The organism is Variovorax sp. Soil_C_39 (genome assembly GCF_057656815.1).
Genome location: NZ_JBDGJQ010000005.1, coordinates 61,476 through 86,984, shown reverse-complemented (window position 1 = coordinate 86,984; position 25,509 = coordinate 61,476). Strand labels below are relative to the sequence as shown.

General features: G+C 69.6%; 27 protein-coding genes and 1 tRNA gene. 10 read left to right on the top strand and 18 right to left on the bottom strand.

Annotation, left to right across the window (positions count from 1 at the left end; all coding sequences use genetic code 11):
- The first annotated feature begins 100 nt into the window (after positions 1 to 100).
- From AC3A6J_RS14650 to AC3A6J_RS14640, 3 genes are all read left to right on the top strand, one after another.
- Positions 101 to 562, top strand: a complete 462-nt coding sequence (locus tag AC3A6J_RS14650; protein ID WP_487860688.1) for an RrF2 family transcriptional regulator — start codon at positions 101 to 103, stop codon at positions 560 to 562.
- Entirely contained in the window at positions 552 to 1,457 is a 906-nt protein-coding gene (locus AC3A6J_RS14645) for an NAD(P)/FAD-dependent oxidoreductase (RefSeq protein ID WP_487860687.1), read from the top strand. The genes AC3A6J_RS14650 and AC3A6J_RS14645 overlap by 11 nt, the downstream gene beginning before the upstream one ends.
- A 44-nt stretch (positions 1,458 to 1,501) precedes the next feature.
- Positions 1,502 to 1,577: transfer RNA gene (locus AC3A6J_RS14640), tRNA-Gly, on the top strand.
- 55 nt (positions 1,578 to 1,632) lie between these two features.
- On the opposite strand, the gene fahA is transcribed toward AC3A6J_RS14640, so the two are convergent.
- Genes fahA through AC3A6J_RS14605 form a run of 7 tightly spaced genes read right to left on the bottom strand, consistent with a single transcriptional unit; the run spans position 1,633 to position 7,819 of the window.
- Positions 1,633 to 2,955, bottom strand: a complete 1,323-nt coding sequence (fahA, locus tag AC3A6J_RS14635) for a fumarylacetoacetase (protein ID WP_487860686.1) — start codon at positions 2,953 to 2,955, stop codon at positions 1,633 to 1,635.
- 19 nt (positions 2,956 to 2,974) lie between these two features.
- The gene (locus tag AC3A6J_RS14630) at positions 2,975 to 3,781 is read right to left on the bottom strand and encodes a cyclase family protein (protein ID WP_487860685.1); all 807 of its coding nucleotides are present in this window, start codon (positions 3,779 to 3,781) and stop codon (positions 2,975 to 2,977) included.
- Between the two features lie 41 nt (positions 3,782 to 3,822).
- Complete coding sequence (locus AC3A6J_RS14625) at positions 3,823 to 4,611, bottom strand: ABC transporter permease (protein ID WP_487860684.1); 789 nt, start codon at positions 4,609 to 4,611, stop codon at positions 3,823 to 3,825.
- On the bottom strand, positions 4,608 to 5,378 hold the full coding sequence (locus tag AC3A6J_RS14620; RefSeq protein ID WP_487860683.1) for an ABC transporter permease: 771 nt from the start codon (positions 5,376 to 5,378) through the stop codon (positions 4,608 to 4,610). Before AC3A6J_RS14620 ends, AC3A6J_RS14625 begins: the two co-directional genes overlap by 4 nt.
- Positions 5,371 to 6,153: an ABC transporter ATP-binding protein gene (locus AC3A6J_RS14615; RefSeq protein ID WP_487860682.1), complete on the bottom strand. Its 783-nt coding sequence runs from the start codon at positions 6,151 to 6,153 to the stop codon at positions 5,371 to 5,373. The genes AC3A6J_RS14620 and AC3A6J_RS14615 overlap by 8 nt, the downstream gene beginning before the upstream one ends.
- Positions 6,150 to 7,094 (bottom strand): ABC transporter substrate-binding protein, encoded by a 945-nt coding sequence (locus tag AC3A6J_RS14610; protein ID WP_487860681.1) that lies wholly within the window; start codon positions 7,092 to 7,094, stop codon positions 6,150 to 6,152. The genes AC3A6J_RS14615 and AC3A6J_RS14610 overlap by 4 nt, the downstream gene beginning before the upstream one ends.
- Positions 7,091 to 7,819 (bottom strand): TetR/AcrR family transcriptional regulator, encoded by a 729-nt coding sequence (locus AC3A6J_RS14605; protein ID WP_487860680.1) that lies wholly within the window; start codon positions 7,817 to 7,819, stop codon positions 7,091 to 7,093. Before AC3A6J_RS14605 ends, AC3A6J_RS14610 begins: the two co-directional genes overlap by 4 nt.
- 100 nt (positions 7,820 to 7,919) lie before the next feature.
- Here AC3A6J_RS14605 and AC3A6J_RS14600 point away from each other — a divergent pair, with 100 nt between their 5' ends.
- The gene (locus AC3A6J_RS14600) at positions 7,920 to 9,950 is read left to right on the top strand and encodes an acetoacetate--CoA ligase (protein ID WP_487860679.1); all 2,031 of its coding nucleotides are present in this window, start codon (positions 7,920 to 7,922) and stop codon (positions 9,948 to 9,950) included.
- On the opposite strand, the gene AC3A6J_RS14595 is transcribed toward AC3A6J_RS14600, so the two are convergent.
- From AC3A6J_RS14595 to AC3A6J_RS14585, 3 genes are all read right to left on the bottom strand, one after another.
- A complete protein-coding gene (locus tag AC3A6J_RS14595; protein ID WP_487860678.1) occupies positions 9,947 to 10,672 on the bottom strand; it encodes a 2OG-Fe(II) oxygenase in 726 nt (241 codons plus the stop codon). The two genes, AC3A6J_RS14600 and AC3A6J_RS14595, sit on opposite strands and share 4 nt — an antisense overlap.
- 78 nt (positions 10,673 to 10,750) lie before the next feature.
- On the bottom strand, positions 10,751 to 11,152 hold the full coding sequence (locus tag AC3A6J_RS14590; RefSeq protein ID WP_487860677.1) for a phage holin family protein: 402 nt from the start codon (positions 11,150 to 11,152) through the stop codon (positions 10,751 to 10,753).
- Between the two features lie 61 nt (positions 11,153 to 11,213).
- Positions 11,214 to 12,119 (bottom strand): LysR substrate-binding domain-containing protein, encoded by a 906-nt coding sequence (locus AC3A6J_RS14585; protein WP_487860676.1) that lies wholly within the window; start codon positions 12,117 to 12,119, stop codon positions 11,214 to 11,216.
- 194 nt (positions 12,120 to 12,313) lie between these two features.
- Between AC3A6J_RS14585 and AC3A6J_RS14580 the strand changes: the two genes are divergently transcribed.
- From AC3A6J_RS14580 to AC3A6J_RS14570, 3 genes are read left to right on the top strand one after another with little or no spacing between them, the layout of a single operon-like run.
- Positions 12,314 to 13,513, top strand: coding sequence for an acyl-CoA dehydrogenase (locus AC3A6J_RS14580; protein ID WP_487860675.1), 1,200 nt, complete (start codon positions 12,314 to 12,316; stop codon positions 13,511 to 13,513).
- A 17-nt stretch (positions 13,514 to 13,530) separates the two neighbouring features.
- Positions 13,531 to 14,766 carry a CaiB/BaiF CoA transferase family protein gene (locus AC3A6J_RS14575; RefSeq protein ID WP_487860674.1) on the top strand — a complete coding sequence of 412 codons (1,236 nt, stop codon included), beginning with the start codon at positions 13,531 to 13,533 and terminating at the stop codon, positions 14,764 to 14,766.
- 13 nt (positions 14,767 to 14,779) lie between these two features.
- A complete protein-coding gene (locus tag AC3A6J_RS14570; protein ID WP_487860673.1) occupies positions 14,780 to 15,220 on the top strand; it encodes a VOC family protein in 441 nt (146 codons plus the stop codon).
- A gap of 37 nt (positions 15,221 to 15,257) precedes the next feature.
- Here the strand turns inward: AC3A6J_RS14570 and AC3A6J_RS14565 are convergent, their stop codons facing one another.
- The gene (locus AC3A6J_RS14565) at positions 15,258 to 15,716 is read right to left on the bottom strand and encodes a CopD family protein (protein ID WP_487860672.1); all 459 of its coding nucleotides are present in this window, start codon (positions 15,714 to 15,716) and stop codon (positions 15,258 to 15,260) included.
- 96 nt (positions 15,717 to 15,812) lie between these two features.
- Here AC3A6J_RS14565 and AC3A6J_RS14560 point away from each other — a divergent pair, with 96 nt between their 5' ends.
- Both AC3A6J_RS14560 and AC3A6J_RS14555 read left to right on the top strand, forming a co-directional pair.
- Positions 15,813 to 16,640, top strand: coding sequence for an isocitrate lyase/PEP mutase family protein (locus tag AC3A6J_RS14560; RefSeq protein WP_487860671.1), 828 nt, complete (start codon positions 15,813 to 15,815; stop codon positions 16,638 to 16,640).
- A 10-nt stretch (positions 16,641 to 16,650) separates the two neighbouring features.
- A complete protein-coding gene (locus AC3A6J_RS14555) occupies positions 16,651 to 17,241 on the top strand; it encodes a uracil-DNA glycosylase family protein (protein ID WP_487860670.1) in 591 nt (196 codons plus the stop codon).
- Here the strand turns inward: AC3A6J_RS14555 and AC3A6J_RS14550 are convergent.
- Together AC3A6J_RS14550 and AC3A6J_RS14545 are read right to left on the bottom strand one after the other, a co-directional pair.
- Positions 17,238 to 18,923: a hypothetical protein gene (locus AC3A6J_RS14550; protein ID WP_487860669.1), complete on the bottom strand. Its 1,686-nt coding sequence runs from the start codon at positions 18,921 to 18,923 to the stop codon at positions 17,238 to 17,240. The genes AC3A6J_RS14555 and AC3A6J_RS14550 overlap by 4 nt on opposite strands.
- A 21-nt stretch (positions 18,924 to 18,944) precedes the next feature.
- On the bottom strand, positions 18,945 to 19,136 hold the full coding sequence (locus tag AC3A6J_RS14545) for a YjiS-like domain-containing protein (protein ID WP_487860668.1): 192 nt from the start codon (positions 19,134 to 19,136) through the stop codon (positions 18,945 to 18,947).
- A 114-nt stretch (positions 19,137 to 19,250) separates the two neighbouring features.
- Here AC3A6J_RS14545 and AC3A6J_RS14540 point away from each other — a divergent pair, with 114 nt between their 5' ends.
- Positions 19,251 to 20,141, top strand: a complete 891-nt coding sequence (locus AC3A6J_RS14540; protein WP_487860667.1) for a LysR family transcriptional regulator — start codon at positions 19,251 to 19,253, stop codon at positions 20,139 to 20,141.
- Between the two features lie 12 nt (positions 20,142 to 20,153).
- On the opposite strand, the gene AC3A6J_RS14535 is transcribed toward AC3A6J_RS14540, so the two are convergent.
- From AC3A6J_RS14535 to AC3A6J_RS14515, 5 genes are all read right to left on the bottom strand, one after another.
- Positions 20,154 to 20,801 (bottom strand): ANTAR domain-containing response regulator, encoded by a 648-nt coding sequence (locus AC3A6J_RS14535; protein WP_487860666.1) that lies wholly within the window; start codon positions 20,799 to 20,801, stop codon positions 20,154 to 20,156.
- A gap of 2 nt (positions 20,802 to 20,803) precedes the next feature.
- The gene (locus AC3A6J_RS14530) at positions 20,804 to 21,973 is read right to left on the bottom strand and encodes a transporter substrate-binding domain-containing protein (protein WP_487860665.1); all 1,170 of its coding nucleotides are present in this window, start codon (positions 21,971 to 21,973) and stop codon (positions 20,804 to 20,806) included.
- Positions 21,974 to 22,039: 66 nt separating this feature from the next.
- The gene (locus AC3A6J_RS14525) at positions 22,040 to 23,677 is read right to left on the bottom strand and encodes a nitric oxide reductase activation protein NorD (protein WP_487860664.1); all 1,638 of its coding nucleotides are present in this window, start codon (positions 23,675 to 23,677) and stop codon (positions 22,040 to 22,042) included.
- Entirely contained in the window at positions 23,674 to 24,492 is an 819-nt protein-coding gene (locus tag AC3A6J_RS14520) for an AAA family ATPase (RefSeq protein ID WP_487860663.1), read from the bottom strand. Before AC3A6J_RS14520 ends, AC3A6J_RS14525 begins: the two co-directional genes overlap by 4 nt.
- Positions 24,489 to 25,499, bottom strand: coding sequence for an alpha/beta fold hydrolase (locus AC3A6J_RS14515; protein ID WP_487860662.1), 1,011 nt, complete (start codon positions 25,497 to 25,499; stop codon positions 24,489 to 24,491). Before AC3A6J_RS14515 ends, AC3A6J_RS14520 begins: the two co-directional genes overlap by 4 nt.
- Positions 25,500 to 25,509: the final 10 nt, after the last annotated feature.

Genomic DNA, 25,509 nt, shown 5'->3' with positions numbered 1-25,509 from the left:
TTCACGTCTGGTAGCGCCGCGGCGCCAATGACCGTTCCGCACGCAGGGTCTGCCGCACAGCAGCCAGGCAACATGCATTTCATGCAACTCATAATGTTGCATGAAACGAGACAGCAAGCTTTCCGGCGTTCTCCACGCGCTGCTTCACATGGCCGAGATGGACGAGCCCGTCACGTCCGAAACGCTCGCCATGGCGATGCAGACCAACCCCGTCGTGGTGCGGCGCGCGATGGCCGGTCTGCGCGAGGCAGGCCTCGTGAGTTCGGCCAAGGGGCATGGCGGCGGGTGGGTGCTGTCGTGCCCGCTCGACGCGGTGACGCTCGGCGACATCCACCAGGCGGTGGGTTCGCCGGCGCTGCTGGCCATCGGCAACCGCACCGAAAGCCCGGGCTGCATCGTCGAGCAGGCGGTGAACGCGGCGCTCGACGGTGCCTGTCGCGACGCCGAGGCGCTCCTGCTCGCGCGGTTCAACGGCATCACGCTGGCCGATCTCTCCAGGGACTTTCATCGCCGCATGACGGGCGGCGGTTTCAACCTCAAGGACATTCAACATGCACTGTGACGCTCTGATCGTGGGCGGCAGCTTCGCCGGCCTTTCCGCTGCCCTGCAGCTCGCGCGCGCCCGAAAAAACGTCTGCATCGTGGATGCGGGCGCGCCGCGCAACCGCTTTGCCGAAGCCGCGCACGGCTTCTTCGGGCAGGACGGCACGCCGCCCCTGAAGATGATGGCCGATGCGCGCGCCAAGGTGCTCGCCTATCCGAACGCCAGCTTTATCGAAGGCCGCGTGACCGAGGCCCGGCCGGACGGAACCGGCGGCTTCGCGGCCACGCTCGAAGACGGCCGGCAGCTCTCGGCCGCGCGCATCGTGCTGGCCTTCGGCGTGGAGGATGGGTTTCCCGACATCGCCGGCGTGCGCGAGCGCTGGGGCCGGAGCGTGCTGCACTGCCCGTACTGCCACGGCTACGAGGTCAGCGGCCGGCGCCTCGGCGTGCTGATCGAGCCGCCGCACACGCCCGATCACGCGATCCTGTTCACCGAATGGGGCCCGGCCACGCTGTTCCTCCACGAGGGCAGCCTGCCGGACGCGGAGATGCGCGCGAAGCTCGAGGCGCGCGGCGTGGCGATCGAGCCGGGCCGCATTGCAGCGCTCGAGGGGCCGTCGCCCACCGCGCTGTCGAGCGTGCGCCTCGAGAACGGGCGGCGCGTGCCGCTCGACGCGATGTTCATCGTGCCGCGCACGCGTCTCGCGAGTCCGCTGGCCGAACAGCTTGGCTGTGCGATTGACGCGGGCGGCTTCGGACCGATGATCCGCACCGACGCCATGAAGATGACCACCGTGCCCGGCGTGTTCGCGGCCGGCGATGCGGCCATGATGTTCCACAACGCCACCATGGCCTCGGCCGACGGGGTGATGGCCGGGATCTCGCTGCACCGGGCGTCGGTCTTCGGCGGCTGATCCAAGCGGCTCAAAAAATCAGGCTATAATTCGCGGCTCGAAATGCGGGAATAGCTCAGTTGGTAGAGCGCAACCTTGCCAAGGTTGAGGTCGAGAGTTCGAGACTCTTTTCCCGCTCCACATTTCTTGCAAAAGGCCACCCCTGCGGTGGCCTTTTGCTTTTTGCGGCCGCCGTTCAGCCTTTGGCCGGCAGCACCATGCCGCGGCTTTCGCCGAAGCCGATGCGCGCATGGCCCGGCTTCTCGCACCAGCCGCGCAGCATCACCGCGTCGCCATCTTCCAGGAAGCCGCGCTGTTCGCCGTGCGCCAGCGTGACCGGGCTCTGCGCCGCGCGTGTCAGCTCGATGATCGCGCCGGCCTCGCCCGGGCCGGGCCCCGACACCGTGCCGCTGCCGAACAGATCGCCCGCGTTGAGCTGGCAGCCGCCCACGGTGTGGTGCGCCACCATCTGCGCCACGCTCCAGTACTGGTGCCTGAAGCTCGTGCGCGACAGGCGCGAGGCGCCATGCCCGCCGCTGCGCGCCTGCTCGCTTTCGAGCCAGACTTCGAGCTGGATGTCGATCGCGCCGCTTTCGCGGTTCCGCGCGTCTTCCAGGTAGGCGAGCGGCTGGGGATCGGCGGGCGCGCGCGTCCATGCCTGGCGGTAGGGCGCGAGCGCCTCCATCGTCACGATCCATGGCGAGACGGTGGTCGCGAAGTTCTTCGCCAGGAACGGCCCGAGCGGCGCCATTTCCCAGAACTGGATGTCGCGCGCCGACCAGTCGTTGAGCAGGCAGATGCCGAAGATGTGGTCCTCGGCATGCGCGAGCGGGATCGCCTCGCCGGCTGCGTTGCCCTCGCCGATCCAGATGCCGAGTTCGAGCTCGTAGTCGAGCCGCGCGCAGGCATGGTAGGTCGGTGCCTTCGCGCCGGGCGCCAGCGTCTGGCCCATCGGGCGATGAAAGCGCTGGCCGCTGACGCCGATGGTCGAGACACGCCCGTGGTAGGCGGTCGGAATCCAGCGGAAGTTCGGCGTCACGTCGCCTTCGGGGTTCATGAGCCGGCTGATGTTCAGCGCATGGTCGATCGAGGTGTAGAAGTCGGTGTAGTCGCCGATGCGCGCCGGCACGGTGAACTCGACCTCGGCCTGCGGCACCAGGCACTCGCGCATCGCTTCGACAGTGGCCGCGGTCGCGTCGGCGTGCAGCAGCGCGAAGAGCGCATGGCGCAAGGCCTGCCACGCGCTGCCGCCGAGCGCGAAGAGATCGTTCAGGGCGGGCAGCGCCGCGGCGCGCGCCGCATCGAGTGCAAGGCCGTCGAGCAGCGGGCGCGTCGCGAGTGCAGCCATGTCGACGACCTGGTCGCCGATCGCCACGCCGCCGCGAAACGGCTCGGGGCTGCCGAGGCGGCGGAACACCGCATGTGGCAGGTTCTGAACCGGAAAGTCGCTGCCCGCAGCATTGGCGCTGGCCACCCAGCTGCGGGCGTCGGCATCGTGCGTGTGATTGAGCGTGATCATGGTCTTGACCTTCCGCGCGTCAGACCGACGCCATCAGCGCGTCGTCGAAGATCGCCACGGCGCGCGTCCAGCCCGCCGAGGCGCCGCGGATCTTGTGCGGAAAGCAGCTGATGAAGAAGCCCGTGGGCGGCAGCACCTCGAGGTTGTGCAGCTTCTCGATGTGGCAGTAGCCGATGTCGCGGCCGGCCTTGTGGCCTTCCCAGATCAGCGAGGCGTCGTTCGTCTCACCGTATTTCTTGGCCGTGTGCACGAAGGGCGCGTCCCAGCTCCATGCGTCGGTGCCCGTGAGGCGAACGCCGCGCTCGAGCAGATACATCGTGGCTTCATAGCCCATGCCCGCGCCGGCCGAGACGTAGTCCGGGTTGCCGTAGCGTTTGCCAGCGCGCGTGTTGACGACCACGATCTCGAGCGGGCTCAGCGTGTGGCCGATGCGCTTGAGCTCGGCTTCCACGTCGGCCGCGGTCACCACGTAGCCGTCCTCGAAATGGCGGAAGTCGAGCTTCACGCCCGGCTGGAAGCACCATTCGAGCGGCACGTCGTGGATCGCGATCGCGGGCTTCTTCTCGCCGAGCGCCTTGTCCATGGTCGAGTGGAAGTGGTAGGGCGCATCGAGGTGCGTGCCGTTGTGCGTCGACAGCTGCACCAGCTCGACCGCCCAGCCTTCGCCGTCGGGCAGGTCTTCCTTCTTCAGGCCCGGGAAGAAGGGCTCGATCTGCTCGTAGGTCTGTTCGTGCGTGAAGTACTGGATCTTCGGCGCGAAGGCCGGCGGGTCGGAGAGCACGTCGTTCTCCAGGAAGATCGACAGGTCGACGAATTTGCGTGGCATCGGGGCGCTCCTTCTGTGGGGATTTCGGGTGGATGTGGGTTCTACGGCTGCTGCCACCGCAGCAAGCGTTTCTCCGCAAAGGCCAGCAGCGCATTGCTCACGAAGCCGATCAGCCCGAGCAGCACGATGCCGGCAAAGAGATCGCTCGCGCGAAAGGCGCGCGCCGCGAGAAGAATGGCCTGGCCGAGCCCGCTCTGCGAGGCGATCATCTCGCCCACCACGGCCACGATCAGCGCAATGGTCAGCGCGAGCCGCATGCCGGCCAGGATGTCGGGCAGGGCGTTGGGCAGGCCCACTTTCCAGACGAAGGCGGCGCGCGACATCTGCAGGCAGCGCGCCACCTCGGCGAGCCGCGGCTCCACGGCCGCGAAGCCGTGCACCGTGGCCAGCAGCACCGGCCACATCGCGCCGAAGGCCACGACGAACAGCACCATGTTCGGGTTCAGGCCGAAGATCGAGATCGCGAGCGGCAGCAGTGCCGAGGCCGGCAGCGGCCGCACGAACTCGAGCGTCGGCTGTACCCAGGCACGCACCGCGGGCGAGACGCCGATGGCCGCACCGAGCACCACGCCGAACAGCGACGCGAGCAGCCAGCCCTGCACCATGCGGCCCACCGTGGCTTGCGTGTAGGCGAGCAGTTCGCCGTTGCCGCCATCGCCCTTCAGGTTGAGCCCTTCGAGCAGGCTCGCGAAGGTGGCCTGCGGCGTCGGCAGGAACACGCGGCTCACCCAGCCCGCATTGCTCGCAACCCACCACAGCGCCACCAGCGCGCCGAACACGGCGAGCGGACCGAACCAGTCCGAGGCCGCTCGATGCTTCACCGTGCTCATGGCAGCACCCCCATGCGCCGCGCCACCGTGCGCTGCAGCAGCACCATGCCCGCGTTGACCGCGAAGCCCACCACCCCGATCCAGCCCAGCCAGGCGAGCATCAGCGCGGGATCGAAGCTCTGCTGCGCGATCATCATCGCGTAGCCCATGCCATGCGGATTGGCCGCGATCTCGACCGTGACGGCCACCACCAGCGCCACCGCCACGCCGAGCCGCAGCGCGACGAAGAGCCGCGGCACGATCGCCGGCAGCACGATCTTGAAGGCGCGCTCGCGTGCCGAGAGCCCGAGCACGCGGCTCACCTCGAGCAGGCGCGGCTCGATCTGCTGCACGGCCGACTGCACCAGCACCAGCAGCGGCCAGAAGGTGGCAAAGCCGACGATCGCCACTTCCATGCGCACGCCGAAGCCGAAGGCCAGCATCGCGAGCGGAATCAGCGCCACTGACGGCACTGGCCGCAGCACCTCGATCGACAGCGAGCCGAGCCGCGCCGCGCGGCGCGACAGGCCCAGCGCCAGCCCGAGCGCAATGCCGAGCACCGCGCCCAGCAGCAGCCCGAGCGCCGCGGTGCCGAGCGTGAAACCCGTGGCCTGCCAGAGCGAGCCGTCGAGCGCCGCGCCGACGAAGGCCTTCGCCGCTGCACTGGGGGGTGCGAGCGCGTCGCTGCCCAGCGCCGCCGCGCGCCTCGCATACCACTCGAAGGCGCCGATCAGCAGCGCCGGCAGCACCCACGGCCGCAGCCAGCGAAGCAGGCGCGGTTCAGTCATGGCTCTGCTCGATGAACGCGAAGAGCTCGCGCCGCAGCCGCAGGTAGTCCGGGTGCTCCTTGGTCGTGAGCTGGTCGCGCGGGCGCGGGATCTTCACGTCGATCATGCGCGCGAGGCTTGGCCGTCCCGGCCCGGGATTGGCCTGCAGCGCGATCACGCGGTCGCCGAGGTAGATTGCCTCTTCGAGGTCATGCGTGACGAACAGCACCGTCAGGCCGTCGTCGCGCACCAGCCGGGCCAATTCGTCCTGCAGGCCCTGGCGCGTGAGCGCATCCAGCGCGCCGAAGGGCTCGTCCATCATCATGAGTTCGGGCTTCTGCGCCAGGCAGCGCGCGATCTGCGCGCGCTGCTGCATGCCGCCCGAAAGCTGCACCGGAAACTTCTGCGCATGCTTCGCCAGGCCCACCTTCGCGAGCACCTCGGTGATGCGCGGCGCACGCTCGGCTTTCGGCACGCCGGCCGCTTCGAGTGCGAGGCTCACGTTGCCTTCGACCGTGCGCCAGGGCAGCAGCGCGCGGCCGTAGTCCTGGAACACGAAGGCCACCTCGCGCGAGGGCGCCTCGACCGCCACGCCGTTGCGCCGCACCGCGCCCGCGCTCGCCGCCACCAGGCCGCTGGCCGCGCGCAGCAGCGTGGTCTTGCCGCAGCCGCTCGGGCCGACGATGCAGACGAACTCGCCGCGCGCCACGTCGAACGACGTGGGCGACAGGATCTCGCGTCCGCCGAGACGGATCGCGACGCCGTCGAAGCGAAGAAAGTCGGCCCCGGCGCTCACTTGGCGATCAGCTTCGCGACGTCGATCGGGGTCCTGAGCATGTCCTGGTCCTTCATCAGGCCGACCCAGTAGCCCAGCTGCTTCTCGGTCACGGTCGGGCCGGGCGGCGAGATCTGGATCTTCGCGAGCACCTCGGGCGGCAGCTTGATGTACTTGCCGATGGCCGCGCGCACCTTGGCGTCGTTCTTCGGCTGCTGCATGAAGGTGGCGGCCTCGACCAGCGATTCGCGGAACGCGCGCGCCGCCGCCGGGTGCTTCTGCACCCACTCGCGCTTGGCCGCATGCACGATGGTCTGGTTGTTCTCGGGCAGGAAGGTCGAGTAATACGACGCCACGTAGCCCGCGCCGCTTTCGGTGATGCGGCTCATGAACGGATCGGCCGACACCACCGCGTCGACCGAGCCGCCGCGCAGCAGGTCGGCATGTTGCGGGAACGAGGCTTCGACGAAGTTGACCTTGCGGTGGTCCACGCCGCTGTCCTTGAGCCAGGCACGGAAGGTCACGTGCAGGAAGGCGCCGAGCCCCGGCACGCCGATCTTCTTGCCCACGCAGTCCTGCGGCGTCTTGATGTTCGAGCCGGCGCGCGCCACCAGGCCGAAGCCCGTGATGGTCTTCGACGTGAGGCCGCCGCCGGCCACGAGCACCAGGTCGAGTCCGCCGTCCACCGCCTGCAGGAACACCGAAGGCGTGGGCCCGCCGATCTGCAGCGAATCGGACTGCAGCGCGGCGGGAATGGTCGAGTTGAGCGGAATGAACTTGAGCGCCACATCGAGGTTGCGCTTCTTGAAGTAACCCTCTTCGGCGGCCACGAAGACCGAGGCGAAGTCGGACACGGCTGTGTAGCCGAACACGATCTTGGGGTTCTCCTGCGCGCGCGCAGGCAGCGCCGCGGCGGCCGATGCGGCGCCCAGCGCCGACAGCAGGGTGCGTCGATTCATCATTTCTTTTGTCTCCTTGAGGTTGTTTTCTTTGGGGTCGCCTTGGGTCGCGGCAGCGCTGCGCGCAGCCCGCCGACGATGAAGTTGACGAGCATCGGCGCCACGGCCGGATCGCTGCGCCGGTTCTCGCCCCGCGACAGCCGTTCGATGCGGGCGTCGCTCAGGTGGTGCAGCAGCGCACCGAGCGCGAACTGGTAGCCCCAGGCGGCCTGGCTGCGCGTGGCATGCGGCAGCGCGACGTGCAGCGCATCGATGTAGGCCTCGGCCAGCGGATCGAAGTAGCCGCGCAGCACGCGGTCGGCTTCCTCGGACGCGTGGTAGAGCTCGCGCGCCACCAGCAGCGCGTAGTACTCGCCCTCGGCGCTCGCGCGCAGCGCCAGCACGGGCGCGGTGAAGGCTTCGATGATGCGCGGCAGCGTGCGTGCGTCGTCGGGGTCGATGTCGACCGCCGCGAGCCCCGCAAGCCGCTCCTCGATGCTGTGGCTCCAGTGCTCGAAGATGGCATGGAAGAGTTCGTGCTTGGGACCGAAGTAATAGCCCACGAGCGCGAGCGGCACGGCGGCCTCTTCGGCGATCTGGCGGATCGTGACCGCGTGGTAGCCATGCTGCGCGAAGAGCTTCTCGGCGGCCAGCAGGATGGCCTGCCGGCGGTCGGGCCGCGGCGCCTCGGCGGCCGCGGGCGAGCGCTTGCGGGTGCTTCGCCGGGCGGTGGGGGTGCGCGCATCCATGGCCGGTATTGAACGCCTGTACAAAACTGTTGAACACACGTGCAAACCCTGAGGTCTATTCCTCTTGAGCCGCGCGTGGCGCGGCATTACGCTCGTGCCCATGCCTGCGCCTAACCTTCCCGCCCCCAACATCCCCCAGATCCGCCTGTACCAGAACTGGCTGCGCGACGAGCGCGGCCTCTCCTTCGACAGCTACGACGCGCTCTGGCGCTGGTCGGTGACCGACCTCGACGCGTTCTGGCAGAGCATCTGGGACTACATGGGCATGCACTCGCCCACGCCGCACACGGCAGTGCTGGCCAAGGCGCGCATGCCCGGCGCGACGTGGTTCCCGGGCGCCCAGGTCAACTACGTGCGCGAGGTGCTGCGCCATGCCGACGCGGCGCATGCGGCCGGCATGCCCGCGATCGTGAGCGACGACGAACTCGGCCGGGTGCGCGAGATGTCATGGCCCGAGCTGCGCCGGCAGGTGGCCTCGGTCGCGCTCACGCTGCGCGCGCTCGGCGTGCGGCGCGGCGACCGCGTGGCCGCCTACATGCCGAACGTGCCTGAGACCATGGTGGCCTTCCTCGCGTGCTCGAGCATCGGCGCGGTGTGGAGCGTGTGCGCGCCCGACATGGGCACGGCCGCGGTGGCCGACCGCTTCCGCCAGATCGAGCCCACGCTGCTGATCGCGGCCGACGGCGTGCACTACGGCGGCAAGCCGATCGACCGCAGCGCCGTGGTGCAGGAACTGCGCGACGCGCTGCCCAGCGTGCAGAAGCTGCTGCTGGTGCGCACGCCGCATGCCGCGCACCAGCTTGCGGCCAACGCCGACTGGCTGGACGCCATCGCGTGCGACGACGCCGAGGTGGCGGCCTTCGAGCCCGAGTGGCTGCCTTTCGACCATCCGATCTGGATCGTCTATTCGAGCGGCACCACCGGCCTGCCCAAGCCGATCGTGCACGGGCAGGGCGGCATCCTCCTCACGATGTACGCGTGCGGCCTGCACAACGACGTGGGCACGAGCTACGGCGCCAACAACTTCGGCGAGCGCTTCCATTGGTACAGCTCGACCGGCTGGGTCATGTGGAACTGCCAGCTCGGGGGCCTGGCCTTCGGCGCGACCGCGGTCATCTACGACGGGCATCCGGCGGGCAGCAAGGAAAAGCCCGACTGGGCCGTGCTCTGGCGCTTCGTCGCCAAGCACCGCATCACCTTCTTCGGCGCGGGCGCGGCCTATTTCACGAATTGCATGAAGGCCGGCGTGGTGGCCGCCGACTGCGGCGATCTTTCGCGCGTGCGCGCGCTCGGCAGTACCGGCTCGCCGCTGTCGGAAGAGGTGCAGCGCTGGGGCACGCAGCAGATCCTCGGTGCGGGCGCGAAGGAGGTCTGGTGGTGCAACATCTCCGGCGGCACGGATTTCTGCGGCGCCTTCATCGGCGGCAACCGCGAACTGCCCGAGGTGCCCGGCCAGATGCAGTGCCGCGAACTCGGCCATGCCGTCGAAGCCTGGAACGAAGCGGGCGAGCCGGTCATTGGCGAAGTCGGCGAGCTGGTCTGCACGCAGCCGATCCCGTCGATGCCGCTGTGTTTCTGGGGCGACGAAGGCAACGCGCGCTACCTGTCGAGCTACTTCGATACCTACCCCGGGGTCTGGCGCCATGGCGACTGGATCAGGATCGGCGAGGACGGCGGCTGCATCATCTACGGCCGCAGCGACGCGACCATCAACCGGCAGGGCCTGCGCATGGGCACGAGCGAGATCTACAGCGCCGTCGAAGGCCTCGCCGAGGTGCTCGACTCGATGGTGGTCGACCTCGAATACCTCGGTCGCGACAGCTACATGCCGCTGTTCGTGGTGCTGCGGCCCGGTGTCGCGCTCGACGACGCGATGCGCACGAAGATTCACAACGCCATCAAGACCTCGCTCTCGCCGCGCTTCCTGCCGAACGACATCTTCCAGGTGGCCGAGATCCCGCGCACGCTCTCGGGCAAGAAGCAGGAACTGCCGATCAAGAAGCTGCTGCTCGGCCAGCCGATCGAAAAGGTGGTCAACCGCGAGGCCATGGCCAACCCCGGGTCGCTCGACTGGTTCGTTGCGTTCGCGGCGCAGCGGGCGTCCTCGTCCGCGGTGCAGGACGAAGCCTAGCTCGCGTCGTGAAAGATGATGCCGAGCGTGTGCCGCTGCCCCGAACGCACGCGGCTCACGCCATGGCGCATGGTCACGCGGTAGGTGCCGCGCGTGCCCGCCACCGGCCGCTGGTTGACGGCAAAGACCACGGCCTCGCCCTGCGCCAGCGCCACCACTTCGGCGCGTGACTGCATGCGCGGGCGCTGTTCGGTCAGCACGAACTCGCCGCCGCTGAAATCCTCGCCGGGCCGGCTCAGCAGCACGGTGAGCTGCAGCGGAAACTGCAGTTCGCCGTAAAGGTCCTGGTGCAGGCAGTTGTAGTCGCCCTCGTCGTAGCGCAGCAGCAGCGGCGTGGGGCGCAGCTGGCCGGCCGCATGGCAGCGCGCAAGGTAGTCGGCGTGGGTGGTGGGAAAGTCGGCCGGTTGCCCCATGGCCGAGCGCCACGCGTTCGCGAGCAGCACGAGCCGCGCATAGAGCGCGCTGCGCCATGCGGCCAGCATCGGCGGCAGCGGGTTCGCGAAGTACTGGTATTCGCCCTGGCCGAAACCGTGGCGCTGCATCACCACGCGGCTGCGGAAGCGACCCGGCTCGTCGTACATCGCGGCCAGCGTACGGCATTCGTCGGGGCCGAACAGCACACCGGTGTTGGCGCAGCCGCGCGCGGCGAGTTCGCTGTCGATGCGGGGCCAGTCGAGGGCGGCGACGGCGCGCGCGGGAGAAGAAGAAAAAGAAGTCTGCATGCCGCCAGTCTCGCGTGGAGGCGCTGGCGCTGCTGGCCGTTTCCGGACCTCGGTCTTCGGCGGTTTTCGGCCGGGTGGCTACAGCCAGGTGCCGCCGGTCGGCATCTGGATCGTCGTGGCGGGGTCGCCGCTGCTGACGAGCGAATCGATCGCGATGCTCAGAATCGAAATGAAGATGCTCGCGAAGAACGCGGTCCAGAAGCCCGAGAGCTTGAACCCGCGCACCAGCGCGGCCACGAGCATGATCATCAGCGCGTTGATCACGAGCAGGAAGAGGCCCAGGGTCAGCAGCGTCAGCGGCAGCGTGAGGACGATCAGGAGCGGCTTGACGACCGCATTGGCCAGGCCGAGCAGCAGCGCCGAGACCACGAGCGCGGAGGTGGTCTCGAACTTGAGCCCGCGAAAGATCAGGCTCGCCACCCACAGCGAGAGCGCCGTGATGGTCCAGTGCACGAGAAAGGGGACGAGGTTGTTGAGCATGGCGGAGCGGCAAGCGGGAAGAGGGCGGCCCATCATATCGGCCGCGCTCGGCCCCGGCTTGTCAGCCGCCGCGCCGCGCCTCGGCCAGCAGCCAGTCGCTGAAGTACTTGAGCAGCGGGCGCTGGTCGGCGCGCTCCGGCGTTACCAGGTAGTAGTTGCGCTCGCCCGAAAGCGGCCGCGCGCAGGCCACCACGAGTTCGCCGCGCGCGAGTTCGTCGGCCACCAGCATGGTCGGCATCAGCGCCACGCCGAGCCCGTGCGATGCCGCGGCCGCCAGGATGGAGAACAGCTCGTAGCGCGGCCCGCCGCGCGCGGTGGGTGCATCGATGCGCTGCGCGTCGAACCACTGCCGCCAGCCGTCGGGCCGCGTGCTCTGCTGCAGCAGCGGCATCTTCGCGATGGCCGCGGGCGCCACGGACCGGCCGCGCGGCAGCAGCGACGGGCTGCACACCGGCACCACGTCCTCGTGCATCAGCAGCAGCGCGCGCGTGCCGGCCCAGTTCTCGACCTGCGCCGGCGTGCCGGCGTAGAGGGCGGCATCGAACTCGGCATCGGCGAACAGAAAGGGCCGGGTGCGCGTCTCGATGTGCACCACCACGTCGGGCTGCAGCGCCGCGAAGCCCTTGAGGCGCGGCATCAGCCAGCGCGTGGCGAAGGTGGGCACGGCCGCGAGCGACAGCGAGCCGCCCTCGCCCTGGTGGGCCATGGCATCAAGCGTGTCGCGCTCCATCGCCTCGAGCCGCCGGGCGGTCTGGCGCGCGTAGGCCGCGCCGCTCGCGGTCAGTGCCACGCCATGGCGCGTGCGGCGGAACAGCGCCACGCCGAGGAAGGCCTCGAGCGTGCCGATCTGGCGCGACACCGCACTCTGCGTGAGCGCGAGCTCCTGCGCGGCGCGGGTGTAGCTTTCATGCCGTGCCGCGGCATCGAAGCACACGAGGGTCTGCAGGGGCGGAATCTTGCGGCGCATGTATGCCGCGAGTGTATGACTGGAAACCTGCGGTTACCAGAGAGACGGCTTCACTAGATGCACAAGATGTGCGTTGAACGCATATCTGGGTGAGGATTCATCGTTTGCGCCCGGCCTGCAGCGGGGCTAGGATCGGGCCATTCCCCCGTCTTTTCGCCTTTCCTTTTCTTCCCCCCTTTTCCGGAGACAGCCACATGGCCGCCAAAGCGCAATTCCATTGGGACGACCCCCTTCTTCTCGACCAGCAGCTGACCGACGAAGAACGCATGATCCGCGATGCGGCCAACGCCTACTGCCAGGAGCGCCTGGCGCCCCGCGTCATCGAAGGCTTCCGCAGCGGCGAAACCGACCCCGCCATCTTCCGCGAAATGGGCGCGCTCGGCCTGCTGGGCCCGACGATTCCCGAGCAGTACGGCGGCCCCGGCCTCAACTACGTGGCCTACGGCCTGATCGCGCGCGAAGTCGAGCGCGTCGATTCGGGCTATCGCTCGATGGCCAGCGTGCAGAGCTCGCTCGTGATGGTGCCGATCTTCGAATTCGGCACCGAAGGCCAGAAGCAGAAGTTCCTGCCCAAGCTCGCCACCGGCGAATGGATCGGCTGCTTCGGCCTGACCGAGCCCGACCACGGCTCCGACCCCGGCAGCATGGCCACGCGCGCCAAGAAGGTGCCGGGCGGCTATTCGCTCTCGGGCTCGAAGATGTGGATCAGCAACTCGCCGATCGCCGACGTGTTCGTGGTGTGGGCCAAGGAAGTCAGCGAGAGCGGCGCCGTCGGCCCGATCCGCGGCTTCGTGCTCGAGAAGGGCATGAAGGGCCTCAGCGCACCGGCGATCCACGGCAAGGTGGGCCTGCGCGCCAGCATCACCGGCGAGATCGTGATGGACGGCGTGTTCTGCCCCGAGGAGAACGCCTTTCCCGAAGTGCAGGGCCTCAAGGGTCCGTTCACCTGCCTCAACAGCGCGCGCTATGGCATCTCGTGGGGGGCGCTCGGCGCGGCCGAAGACTGCTGGCACCGCGCCCGCCAGTACACGCTCGACCGCAAGCAGTTCGGCCGCCCGCTCGCCGCGAACCAGCTGATCCAGAAGAAGCTCGCCGACATGCAGACCGAGATCACGCTCGGCCTGCAGGGCAGCCTGCGCCTCGGCCGCATGAAGGACGAGGGCACGGCCGCGGTCGAGATCACCTCGATCATGAAGCGCAACAACTGCGGCAAGGCGCTCGACATCGCGCGCCTGGCACGCGACATGATGGGCGGCAACGGCATCAGCGACGAGTTCGGCGTGGCACGCCACCTGGTCAACCTCGAGGTGGTCAACACCTACGAGGGCACGCACGACATCCACGCGCTGATCCTGGGCCGTGCGATCACGGGCATTGCCGCATTTTCAAACTGACCCGGCCGAACGACCGCATGACCCAACCCGCAGCGCTCGACGGCATCAAGGTGCTGGACCTGTCCCGCGTGCTCGCGGGCCCGTGGTGCACGCAGATCCTCGCGGACCTGGGCGCCGACGTCGTCAAGATCGAGCGCCCCGGCGTGGGCGACGACACGCGCACCTGGGGCCCGCCCTTCGTGAAGGATGCGAACGGCAACGACACCGACCAGGCGAGCTACTTCACCGCCTGCAACCGCAACAAGCGCTCGGTCACGGTCGACATGGCCACGCCCGACGGGCAGGCGCTGCTCCGGCAGATGGCCTCGCAGGCCGACATCGTGGTGGAGAACTTCAAGACCGGTGGCCTCGCGCAGTACGGCCTCGACCACCACAGCCTGCGCGCGGCCAACCCGCGGCTCATCTACTGCAGCGTGACGGGCTTCGGCCACGACGGCCCCTATGCCGAGCGCGCGGGCTACGACCTGATGATCCAGGCCATGACCGGCATGATGAGCATCACCGGACGTCCCGACGGCGAACCCGGCGGCGGTCCGCTGCGCGTGGGCGTGGCACTCACCGACCTGTTCACCGGCGTCTACGCGAGCACCGCGATCCTCGCGGCGCTGCAGGTGCGCGACCGCACGGGCGAAGGCCAGCACATCGACATGGCGCTGCTCGACGTCGGCATGGCGATCCTCGCCAACCAGGCGAGCGCGTTCCTCAACACCGGCCATGCACCCGAGCGCCAGGGCAACACCCACCCGAGCCTCGCGCCCTACCAGGACTTCCCGACGGCCGACGGCGCGATGCTGCTGGCCGTCGGCAACAACGGCCAGTTCGCGCGCTTCTGCGAGGCGGCCGGCCATGCCGAATGGGCGGCCGACGCGCGCTTTGCCACCAACACGCTGCGCGTGAAGCACCGCGGCGTGCTCATACCGATGATGGAGGCGCTCACGCGCACGCGCAGCACCGCCGACTGGGTCGCGCTGCTCGAGGACAAGGCCGTGCCCTGCGGCCCCATCAACGACATCGCGCAGGCCTTCGACGATGCGCAGGTGAAGGCGCGCGGGCTGGCCGTCACGCTGCCGCGCGACGCGGGCGACGGCATCGCGAGCATCACCGGCGTGGCGAGCCCGCTGCGCCTTTCGGCCACGCCGCCCGTGCTGCGGCATGCGCCGCCGGCGCTCGGGCAGCACACGCGCGAGGTGCTGGCCGAGTTCGGTGTCGACGCTGCGCGCTTCGAGGCATTGCGCGCGGCCGGGGTGGTCTGACACACTGGCGGGCATGGTCACCCGCCCGCCGCCGAATCCGCCCGCCGCACCGTTCGCGCTGCTGCGCATCGACCACATCGTGCTGCGCGTGCGCGACACCGAGCGCGCCATCGGCTTCTACTGCGGCGTGCTCGGCTGCACCGTCGAGAAGCGCCGGGACGACCTCGGCCTCGTGCACCTGCGCGCCGGTGCGAGCCTGATCGACCTGGTCTCGCACGACGGCCGGCTCGGCCGGCAGGGCGGCGCGCTCGCGGGGCCCGAGGGGCGCAACGTCGATCACCTGTGCCTGCGCATCGAGCCCTTCGACGAAGCGGCCATCCGCGCGCTGATGGCGCAGCACGGCGTGCCGGTGAACGGCGAGGTGCAGAACAACTTCGGTGCCGAGGGCGACGGGCCCTCGATCTACGTCACCGATCCGGACGGCAACGGCGTCGAGCTGAAGGGGCTCGCCTGATCTGCGGTGCTCGGCGAACGCGGAGCACCGAGCGCGCTCAGCCCGCGCGCCCGATGATCGCGACCGCGAACACCGCCACGCCGAGCGCGAGGTTCAGGCTCACGAGCATGCGCACCGAGCCGAGCCGCGCGGCGGCCTCGGGCCATGCGCTCTGCGCGACCGCGCGGCGCAGAGCCGGGAACACCGCGGCGCGGATGTAGACGTAGACGCCGGCCATCACGAGCGCGATGCCCATCATCGCCTGGACACGCCAATGCACGCCGCGAAAGCCGCCCGTGAGCATGATCATCGCGAAGCCGCTCGCGAACAGCAGCGTGACGGCAGCGTCGACGCCGACGAAGAAGCGCCGCAGCGCCGCAGCCATCGTGGGCAGGCGCAGCGGCGGCTCGAGCGTGGCGGCCACGGCGGGGCGCACGGCAAAGTGCAGGGTGGCCATGCCGCCGACCCAGAAGGCGGCCGCGAGCAGGTGGATGAGAAGCAGGATGACGTAGGGCATGGGTGCCGATCAGAACACCGAAAGGTGCCCGCACGCAATGTTTCGCGCCTTGGGTTAAAACGCCGTCCTCCCCTTCTCAGAAAGCCGAGAGACGACATGACCCGTACCGTCACCCAGAAACGCGCCGATTTCCGCGCGCTCCACGAACAAGGCTGTTTCATCCTTCCGAACCCCTGGGACGCGGGCAGCGCGCGCTACCTGCAGGGGCTGGGCTTCAAGGCGCTGGCCACCACCAGCTCGGGGCATGCGTGGTCGCAAGGCCTGGCCGACGGTGCCGAGACGCGCGACGTTGTGCTCGCCCACCTGCGAGAGATCGTGGCGGCCACCGACCTGCCGGTCAACGCCGACTTCGAGAACGGGTTCGGGCGTGACGCCGACGGCGTGGCCGAGAGCGTGCGGCTCGCGGTCGAGACCGGCGTGGCGGGCCTCTCGATCGAGGATTCGACCGGCGATGCCGCCGACCCGCTGTTCGCGATCGATGTCGCCGTGGCGCGCCTGCGTGCTGCGCGCCAGGCCATCGATGCGGCCGGCGGAGACACGCTGCTCGTGGGTCGTGCAGAGAACTTCATCGTCGGGCGGCCCGACCTCGACGACACCATCGCGCGCCTGAAGGCCTACGACGCGGCCGGCGCCGACTGCCTCTATGCGCCGGCGATTCGCACGCGCGAGCAGATCGCGGCGGTGGTCGCCGCGGTTTCGCCCAAGCCGATCAACCTGCTGATCGGCTGGTCGAGCGAGCTCACGCTGCAGGACGCGGCTGCGCTCGGCGTGCGCCGCATCAGCGTGGGCGGTGCGCTGGCCCGCGCGGCCTGGGGCGGCTTCGACCGCGCGGCGCGCGCCATGGCCGGCGAAGGGCGCTTCGACTTCGAAGGCGCCGCTTCCGGTGCCGAGCTCAACAAGTTTTTTGGGCCGTCCGCCGCATAGGCCTGCGCGCATGGCCGGTCGCCGCATCGAGGTGCTGCTCGCGGAGATCCGCGCCTGCAGCGCCTGCGAGGCCCACCTGCCGCTCGGCCCGCGGCCGGTGCTGCAGGCGAGCGCAGGCGCGCGGCTGTTGATCGTCGGCCAGGCACCGAGCGCGACGGTGCATGCCACCGGCGTACCGTGGGACGACCGAAGCGGCGAGCAGCTTCGCCGCTGGCTCGGCATCGACCGCGACATGTTCTACGACGCATCGCGCGTCGCGATCATGCCGATGGGCTACTGCTACCCGGGCCGCGGCGCAAGCGGCGACCTGCCGCCGCGCCGCGAATGCGCCGCACTCTGGCACGAGCGGCTGCTTGCGCAGATGCCGCAGATCGCGCTGACGCTGCTCGTCGGCCAGTATGCGCAGCGCCACTTTCTCGGCGCTGCACGCAAGGCCGGGCTCACCGAGACCGTGCAGGCTTTCGAGGACTACGCGCCGCGCTTCATGCCGCTGCCGCATCCGTCGCCACGCAACACCGGATGGTTCAAGCACCACCCGTGGTTCGAGCGCGACGTGCTGCCGGTGCTGCGCGAGCGCGTGAGTGCGGCTCTCGCTGCCTAGGTCGAACTGCGCGCCGCGGGCCGACGCGGCGGCCGGGCCTCGAGCACGAGTTCGGCTGGCAGCGTGTCGTTCCACGATTCGGTGAAGTAGGCACGGTCGCTCGGCACGAGCTGTGGCAACGCCTCGCGCAAATGCGCCAGCGAGCGTTCGGCCGCCTCCAGATCGCCCGCATGCGCCGCATACCAGGCATGTTCGAACAACAGGCTGCCATGCTGCAGGCCCGGGTAGCGCCGGCGACCGGTCTGGTGGTCGGCGAGCCGGGCCGCGGCCACGTCGACCCAGCGCGCAGGCCAGTGCGTGGGGCTGTCGAAGGCATCGGCGAGCGGTCCGGCCAGCGCCGAGACCGCGGCCGGATCGAGCGGCACCTGGGCGCGGAACTGCGCGAGCGAGGGCTGCCGCCCGGCGCTGCAGTGGCCGCGCGCGATGCGCATCAGGTAGATCGCATTCCAGGCCGAGCGGCCCTGGCCGTCGGTGTGGCCGCAGAGCCATTCGCTGAACGCGATCCACTGCACTGCGCGGCGCGTGGTGTCGGCGTGGCCGTCGTGCGCGAGCGCCGGCAGGTCGGAGAGTCCCACGCGGTCGAACAGCCAGGCCGCCATGCCCATGTTCGCGGCCACGTGCTGGGCCGCATCGAAGGAGTGAGATTCGAAGGCGGCCGCCAGCGCCTCGCCGAAGCGCCGCAGCGATTCCTCGGCGAGCGCCGCGGCGGCCTGCGCATCGCCGGCCGCCAGCCCAAGGGCGCGCGAGCGGCACACCAGCGCCCAGAGATTGCACCATTCGAAGCGCACGTCGGGATGGTGGCGCAGCACCAGCGCCCGCGCGGTGTCGCCCGCCATGCCGCCGAGCAGCGACTCGGCGAGCGGCAGGTCGCGTGCCGTGTAGGCGCACCAGGCCGAGACGATGCATTCCATCGCGCCAAGATAGTCGTTGCCCGCCACATGGTGGGCGAGGCGCTGTTTCTTCAGTGCCTGCAGCCGGCGTCGCGCCTGCTCGTTGTCGCCGAGGCGGCGCCACAGCATCGCCTCGTTGAGCGTGACGAGCGCGCGCTGGAAATCGGTGGCGGCCAGGCCGCCGGCCAGGCGGATCGATTCGAGCGCGCTCGCCGGCTGCGGGCCCGCCGCACCGCCGCCACCGTCGCCTGCCACGGGCGCCATGAGCCGGCCCTGGCGCGCGGCCTGCTGCGCGGCGACCAGCTGTTTCCAGAAGGCGGCGTCCTGCAGGTGCACCGCGTCGGGCGGTGCCGAGCCGGTCTCGGCCGCCGGGCGCCGCCGCGTGCGCAGGCCCAGGAACGAAGCCACCTCGGCGGCCGTGGCGGCACGGCCGCCGACCTGCAGGCGCACCCGCGCGGCCTCGCCGGCGGGCAGCCAGAACGGGCCCTGACTGCGCCGCTCGGCGTTGAGGAAGCGCGGCTCGCGCTGCGTGTCCTCGCCCCAGCCGACGTCGAGCTGCCAGGCCTTGAAATCGCGGAACGCACGGCTCACGACCATGCGCAGCGTGCTCGCGTCGGACACCTCGCCGCGCAGGTCGGCCAGGCGCACCAGCCCGCCCTCGGTATCGTGCGCATGCTTCATGCGCGCGACGAGCCAGAGCGACTGGAACGCCGCACGCCGGCCGTCGACGGTCTGCGGCGAGGTGAGCTCAATGGAAAGCGGAGGAAGGGAGGCTGCGGTGGAGGGGGGCACGCCCCGGATTGAACCTCAAATTCAGCGGTAGCGATCCATCAGGGCCGGCAATTCGCTGCGCCCGATGCCCAGGTCGCGCAGCTCGTGGTCGCTCATCGACCGCAGATGGCGCTGCGCATCGCGCGCACGGCGGCCGTTCACCACGCGGCGGCGCCAGCCGCCGAGGGCATGGATCAGGCGTTGATGAAAGGACGATGGCTTGGGCGCGGTCACGATGGGCTCCTTGGTTGGAGCGCCGATCTTCTGGTGTCGCGTGCTATTGTGGAAGTTGAGAATGCTGACGGCACCGATCAGGGTTGCTGATATGACGACCCAACCGCTCCACCCATGCGACACCTCAACCTCGACCAGTTGCGCACGCTCATTGCCATCGCCGATCTCGGCAGCTTCTCGGCCGCCGCCAAGGCGCTGCACCTTGCGCAGCCGACCGTGAGCCTGCACATCAGCGAACTCGAGTCGCGCCTCGGCGCGTCGCTGGTGGTGCGCGGCAACCGCCGCATCGCGCCTACGGCGGCCGGCGCGGCGCTGGTCGAGCGCGGCCGCAAGCTGCTGCGCGACACCGACGATGCCATCGAGGCCGTCAAGCGGCAGGCCGAAGGCCGCGTGGGGCGCGTGCGGCTCGGCACGTCCACCGGCGTGCTCGTCGACCTGCTGCCGCAGGTGCTCGAAGCCTTGGGCGCAGAGCATTCGGGCATCGACGTGGAGGTGAGCATCCGCGGCTCCTTCGAGGCCATGGCGCGGCTGGCCGCGGGCACGCTGGACATCGGCCTGGTCGCGGTGCCGCAGCCGCCGATGAGCGGCATCGTCGTGACGCCCTGGTGCGAGCAGCCGATGATGGCCTTCGTGCCGCAGCGCTGGAAAGCGCCCCGGCGCGTGACGCCGGCCTGGCTCGCGGCGCAGCCGCTGATCTTCAACGAGGCGACCACGCACATGTACCGCCTCACGATGGAGTGGTTCGCCGCGGCCGGCTTCGCGCCGCGCGCGCGCATCGAGCTCAACTACGACGCCGCCATCCGCAGCCTGGTGTCGGCCGGCTATGGTGCCGCGCTGCTGCCGTTGCAGAAGAGCACCGACCTCCCGGACAACGGGCGCGTGCAGATCCTTCCGGTGAGCCCGAAGCTCACGCGCCGCGTGGGCATTGCGCACCGCCAGCCGGCGATGCTCGACGGGGCCACCCGCAGCGTGCTGGAGGTGCTCACGTCGTTTAGCCAGGCCTGAGCCTGCCTTTCTTCAGCCGCCCGGCTTGCCGCGCGCGCCGAGCGAAAGGATCTCGTTGGCGTTGACGATGGCTGCGGCAATGTCTTCCATGGTGCTGCGCTTGCTCATGGCCTGTTCGCGGATAAGGTCGTGCGCCTGGCCCTCGGTCACGTCGTGCGTCTTCATGAGGATGGCCTTGGCTTCGGCGAGTTGACGCACGCCGAGCAGTTTGGCCTCGGTCTTGCGCAGGCGCCGCGTGAGCGAGCGGCTTTCCTTGTGCGCCTCGCGCGCGACCACCAGCGCCGACAGCAGGCCGAACGAGCGCACCGGCGAGGGCAGCACGGCCTTGGCGCGGATCTCGAGCACAGCCTCGACGATGGTCGGGTTCTCGTAGGTCACGACGGCGATCACCGCCGGGGCGTCGTCGCTCTGGGTCCATTCGAAGCGCAGGTTGATGAGGTCGGGCTGCACCGCCATGAAGGCCACGTCGATGCCCTCGGGCAGGTGCTGCATCGGTGGCCAGAAGGCCTGCACCTGGCAACCTATGCGCTGCAGTTGCTGGGTGAGCTGCCGCCCGTCGGCGTCGTCGGGGTGGATGACCGCGATCTTCAGCAGCCGCAGCTCCTTGAGCTGCGTCGGCGTCACCCGCAGGGTGTGTCGCTTGGGTGCCGTTGCGTCCACGCTCAGGCCTCTCGGGATGCAGGTTCCAGCGAATCCAGCCGTGCCGTCCAGTCGCCCAGTGAATGGGTGACGAGGTAGGGGTCGGGGTAGACCGCGCGCGTCGCGCGCCGGACGATGGTGAACTGCCCGTTCGCATCGACCCGGCCGATGCGCGGATAGAGACAGGTGTGGTGGTTGGCCGGATCGACCTTGACGCGGCCCTGTGGCGCGTCGAACTCGCTGCCCAGGATGTGCGGCAGGATCCGCGCGATGTCGTCCGTGCCCGCCTGCGCGAACGCATTGGCGAAGATGTGCATCTGGAAGTACGACGCTTCCCAGCACAGGTTGGGCACGCAGCCGTCACCGAAGCGCCCGCGCAACCGCGCCAGGCAGCGCTGGTTGGCTGGCGAATCGATCGACTGGAAGTAGGGCGCCGCCGTGAAGTGCCCCGTGGCCACGCCCTGGCCCATCTGCGAGATCTCGGCCTCGGAGGTCGTGAGGCTCGAGATGGGCATCGTCTTCGGATCGAAGCCCGCCTCGGCGTAGGCCCGATAGAGGCTCGCCGTGGAGTCTCCCACCACGGTCGAGAAGATGAAGTCCGGCCGCTTGTCGCGGATGTCGGCCATGATCGCCCGGTAGTCCTTCTCGGTAGCGTCCAATGCCACGTAGCGCTCGCCGAGCTTCTCGCCGCCGGGGCGCTGCATGACGAGTTCGCCCATGATGCGGTTCGACTCGTACGGATAGATGTAGTCGGAACCGACCAGGTACACGCGCGAGCCGAAGTTGGTCGTCATGAACTCGGCCAGCTGCACGCTGTTCTGGTTCGGCGCGGCGCCCGTGTAGATGACGTTGCCCGAATACTCGAAGCCCTCGTACAGCGTGGGATAGAACAGCAGCTTGTTCCACTTCTCGATCACCGGGATCACGGCCTTGCGGCTGCTCGACATGTAGCAGCCGAAGATCACGTTCACGCGGTCGTGCACGATCAGCTGCTCGGCCAGCTGCGCGTAGCGCGCGGGGTTCGACTGCGGGTCGTAGCGCACCCCGACGAGCTCGCGGCCGTCGACACCGCCGGCCGCGTTGATTTCCTCTATGGCGAGCAGCGCGCCCTGCAGCTGCGAAAGGCCGATGGTCGAGGTGACGCCGGTCTCCGAATAAAGAATGCCGACGCGCAGAGGGTCCCTGTCAGCCACTGGGGTGTCTCCTGGATGTGTGGACCCTCATTGTGTGCTCCTCCGTGTGCTTCTTCATTCGGTCCCTCAATGGGCGGCGGCCAGCCGCGTGCTCATGCGGGCCAGCCGCGCGGGCAGGCTGCGCGCATCGTCGGCGATGCAATAGTTGCGCCAGCCGAAGATGCGCCGCACATACGCATCGGCCGCACCATCCACCGCGATGCACGCGCTGCGCACGCCGGCATCGCGCGCCTCGACCACGGCCTGGCGGGCGTCTTCGATGAGGTACTTCGGGTCGTGCACGTCGATGTCCGACGGCGCACCGTCGGTCACCAGCAGGATGGCACGCGGCCCCGCGGGCTCGGCCTGCAGGTGCGTTGCTGCATGGCGCAGCGCGGCGCCCATGCGCGTGGAGTAGCGCCCGCGCACCGCGCCGATCATGGCGCGCGACGGCGCGGCGAGCGGCTGGCCGAATTCGAGCAGGCGGTAGTAATACACCTCGGCGCGCGTGTTCGACGAGAAGCCGTGGATGGCCAGTCGGTCGATGCCGCGCGTGTTCGAGGCGGCGAGCAGCAGTGCGGCCTGCTTCTCCAGGTCGAGCAGCGAAGCCGTCCCATCGCCATGGCCCGGATCGTTGGCCGATGCCGAGAGGTCGAGCAGCACCAGCACGCTCGACGGCCGTGGCGCCTTGCCGGGCCGCATGAAAAGCCGCGCGTCGGGCCGCAGGCGCAGGCGGCGGTCGATCAGCACCTCGATGGCCGCATTGAGGTCGATGTCGTCGCCTTCCCACTGCCGGCGCAGGCGGTGCGTGCGGTCGAGGTGGCGCGCGCGGGGCAGCGTGAGCGGCACCATGCGCTCATGGCCTGCCGTCGCCGGCGCGCCCGCCGCGCCCAATCCCTGCCACGCGGGCAGCTTCTCGATCACCGTGCACCAGTCGGGGCGCAGGCGCTCCTGCACACGGTCCCATTCGGGGTAGGTGTAGCGGCCGAGTTCCATGTCGGCAATGCCTTCGGGTGGCGCTTCGTTGCCGTCGTTCGGTGCTTCGGAAGATGGCGGAGGCGGCCGCGCGCCGGTCTGCTGCAGCGCGACGGCTTCGTCCGGCGGTGTCTCGGCATCGCCGAAATCCCACAGGTAGCTGTTGTCGTCGCGCCAGAGCGCGGGCACGGCGTAGTCCTGCGGCTCGAAGCGCACGCGCATCTGGCCGAGGTCGTTGGCGAGGACCGAAGCGACGGCGCGGAAGGCGTCGTAGTCCTCCAGCCCCGCGCGCGCGACGGTCTCGTCGAACAGGCGTCGCGCCTTGTTCACCCAGTGGTTGTCGTCCTGTGCGTCGGCGCGCAGCAGCACGCGGTCCATGCGTGCGACCAGCGCGGCAAAGCGCAGGTCCAGCGGATCGGGTGCGGGCGGTAGCGCGGCGGTGAACCAGCCATGCAGGCCGGGAAAATCGCGGCACAGCAAGCGCTCGACGCGCGCGTCCTCGAGCGCCGAGACGATGGCGATGCCCAAGGGCTTGAGCGTGCGCGCCGGCCGCGCGGGCGTGGAGTAACGCAGGTGCGCGACCGCATGCGCGACCATAGCGCGGTGCAGGCGCACGGTGTCGTCGCCCTCCGGCAAGAGCAGCCGGCGGCCCGTGAGCACGGCGCGTGCGGTGGCCAGCGGCTGCACGTCGACATCGATGCCGGCCAGCCCGCGCGCCAGCAGCGAGAGCGCGCCGTGCCCGTCGTTCATCCGAACTGCGCCTCGACAAAGCCCTGCAGCGCGCTCGCCATGTCGGGGTCGTCGGTGAGGGCGCGCGTCATCGTCATGTCGCAGCTGTCGCGCGGTGACACGCCGTCGCGGATCAGCACGCCCGCGTAGATCAGCATGCGCGTCGATACGCCCTCGTCTAGCCCGCGGTGCTTGAGCTCGCGTGAGCAGTGCGCAATGGCGACCAGCTTCGCGGCAAGCCCGGGCTCGACCCCGGCCTCGTGCGCGACGATCTCGGTCTCGAGCGCGCCATCGGGGTAGTCGAACTCCAGCGCGGCGAAGCGCTGGCGCGTCGATGGCTTCATGTCCTTTGCGCTGCTCTGATAGCCGGGGTTGTACGACACCACGAGCTGGAAGTCGGGGTGCGCATGCACCAGCTCACCTTTCTTGTCGAGCGGCAGGATGCGGCGCGCGTCGGTCAGCGGGTGGATCACCACCGTGGTGTCCTGCCGCGCCTCGACCACCTCGTCGAGGTAGCAGATGCCGCCGTGGCGCACCGCGAGCGTCAGCGGTCCGTCGTGCCAGGCCGTTCCGTTGGCGTCGAGCAGGTAGCGCCCCACCAGGTCCGAGGCCGTCATGTCCTCGTTGCAGGCGAGCGTGACCAGCGGACGGCCGAGCGACCATGCCATGTGCTCCACGAAGCGCGTCTTGCCGCAGCCGGTCGGCCCCTTGAGGATCAGCGGCATGCGGTGGCGGTAGGCGTGCCGGTACAGCGCCACCTCGTTGCCCGCGGGCCGGTAGAACGGCTCGGTCTCGATGCGGTGGGCGGCGAGCGGGTCGTGGATGGGGGCGTTCATGGCGTGGCGAGCAGTTCCTTGAGGGCGCTGTCGATGAAGCGGGTGTCGGCCGGGCTGCTGCCGCCGCCCGCGAAGTGGCCCCACACGCCCGGGATCGGGCGGCACTCGGCGTTCGGCATGTGCGACACCTCCCACGCGTTGTCGGCCACGGGAAAGTACAGGTCGCGCTCCGCCGGCATCACGATCGCGCGCGCCCGGATGGCACCCAGCGCCTTCTCGAAGTCGCCCTTGAACACCGGGTTGTCGCTGATGTCGCCGTGCTGCCACGACCACAGCATCGCCAGCAGGTTGTTCGCGTCCTTCTTCAGGAAGAAGCCTTCCCAGTAGCCCACCAGGAAGTCTTCGAGCGAGCTGAAGCCCAGCTCGCGCCACAGCTGCTGCATGTAGAAGGGCTGCGACAGGCCCCAGCCCGCGTACACGCGGCCCACCGCGCGCAGTCCGCGCGTCGGCGGCGTGGTGTACCAGCCGCCGTTCCATGCGGCGTCGGCCGTGAGCGCGGCCTTCACGCCTTCGAGGAACACGATGTTGTGCGGCGCCGTCTTCGCCGAGCCGCAGAAGGGCGCGATGCGCTTCACCATGTCGGGGTACAGGCAGCCCCACTGGTTGGTCTGCTGCGCGCCCATCGACCAGCCCACCACGAGTGCGACCTGCTCGATGCCGAACTGCTCCGTCACCAGCCGGTGTTGCAGCGTGACGTTGTCGTAGAGCGTGACGTCCGGAAAGCGCGACAGGTTGTACGGCTCGGGCGTGTTGCTGGGCGACGAAGAGAGGCCGTTGCCCAGCATGTTCGGCACGATGATGAAGTACTTCTCGGGGTCCAGCGCCATGCCCGGTCCGATCAGCCACTCGTTGTCGTGGTGCTGGCCCGAGTACCAGGTCGGGTAGACGATCACGTTGCCCTTGTCGGCGTCGAGCTTGCCGTAGGTCTTGTAGGCGAGCTTGGCATCGCGCAGCGTCGCGCCGCGCTGCAGGGGCACGTCGCCGAGCTCGAAGATTTCGTGGTCCATGGTCGATGTC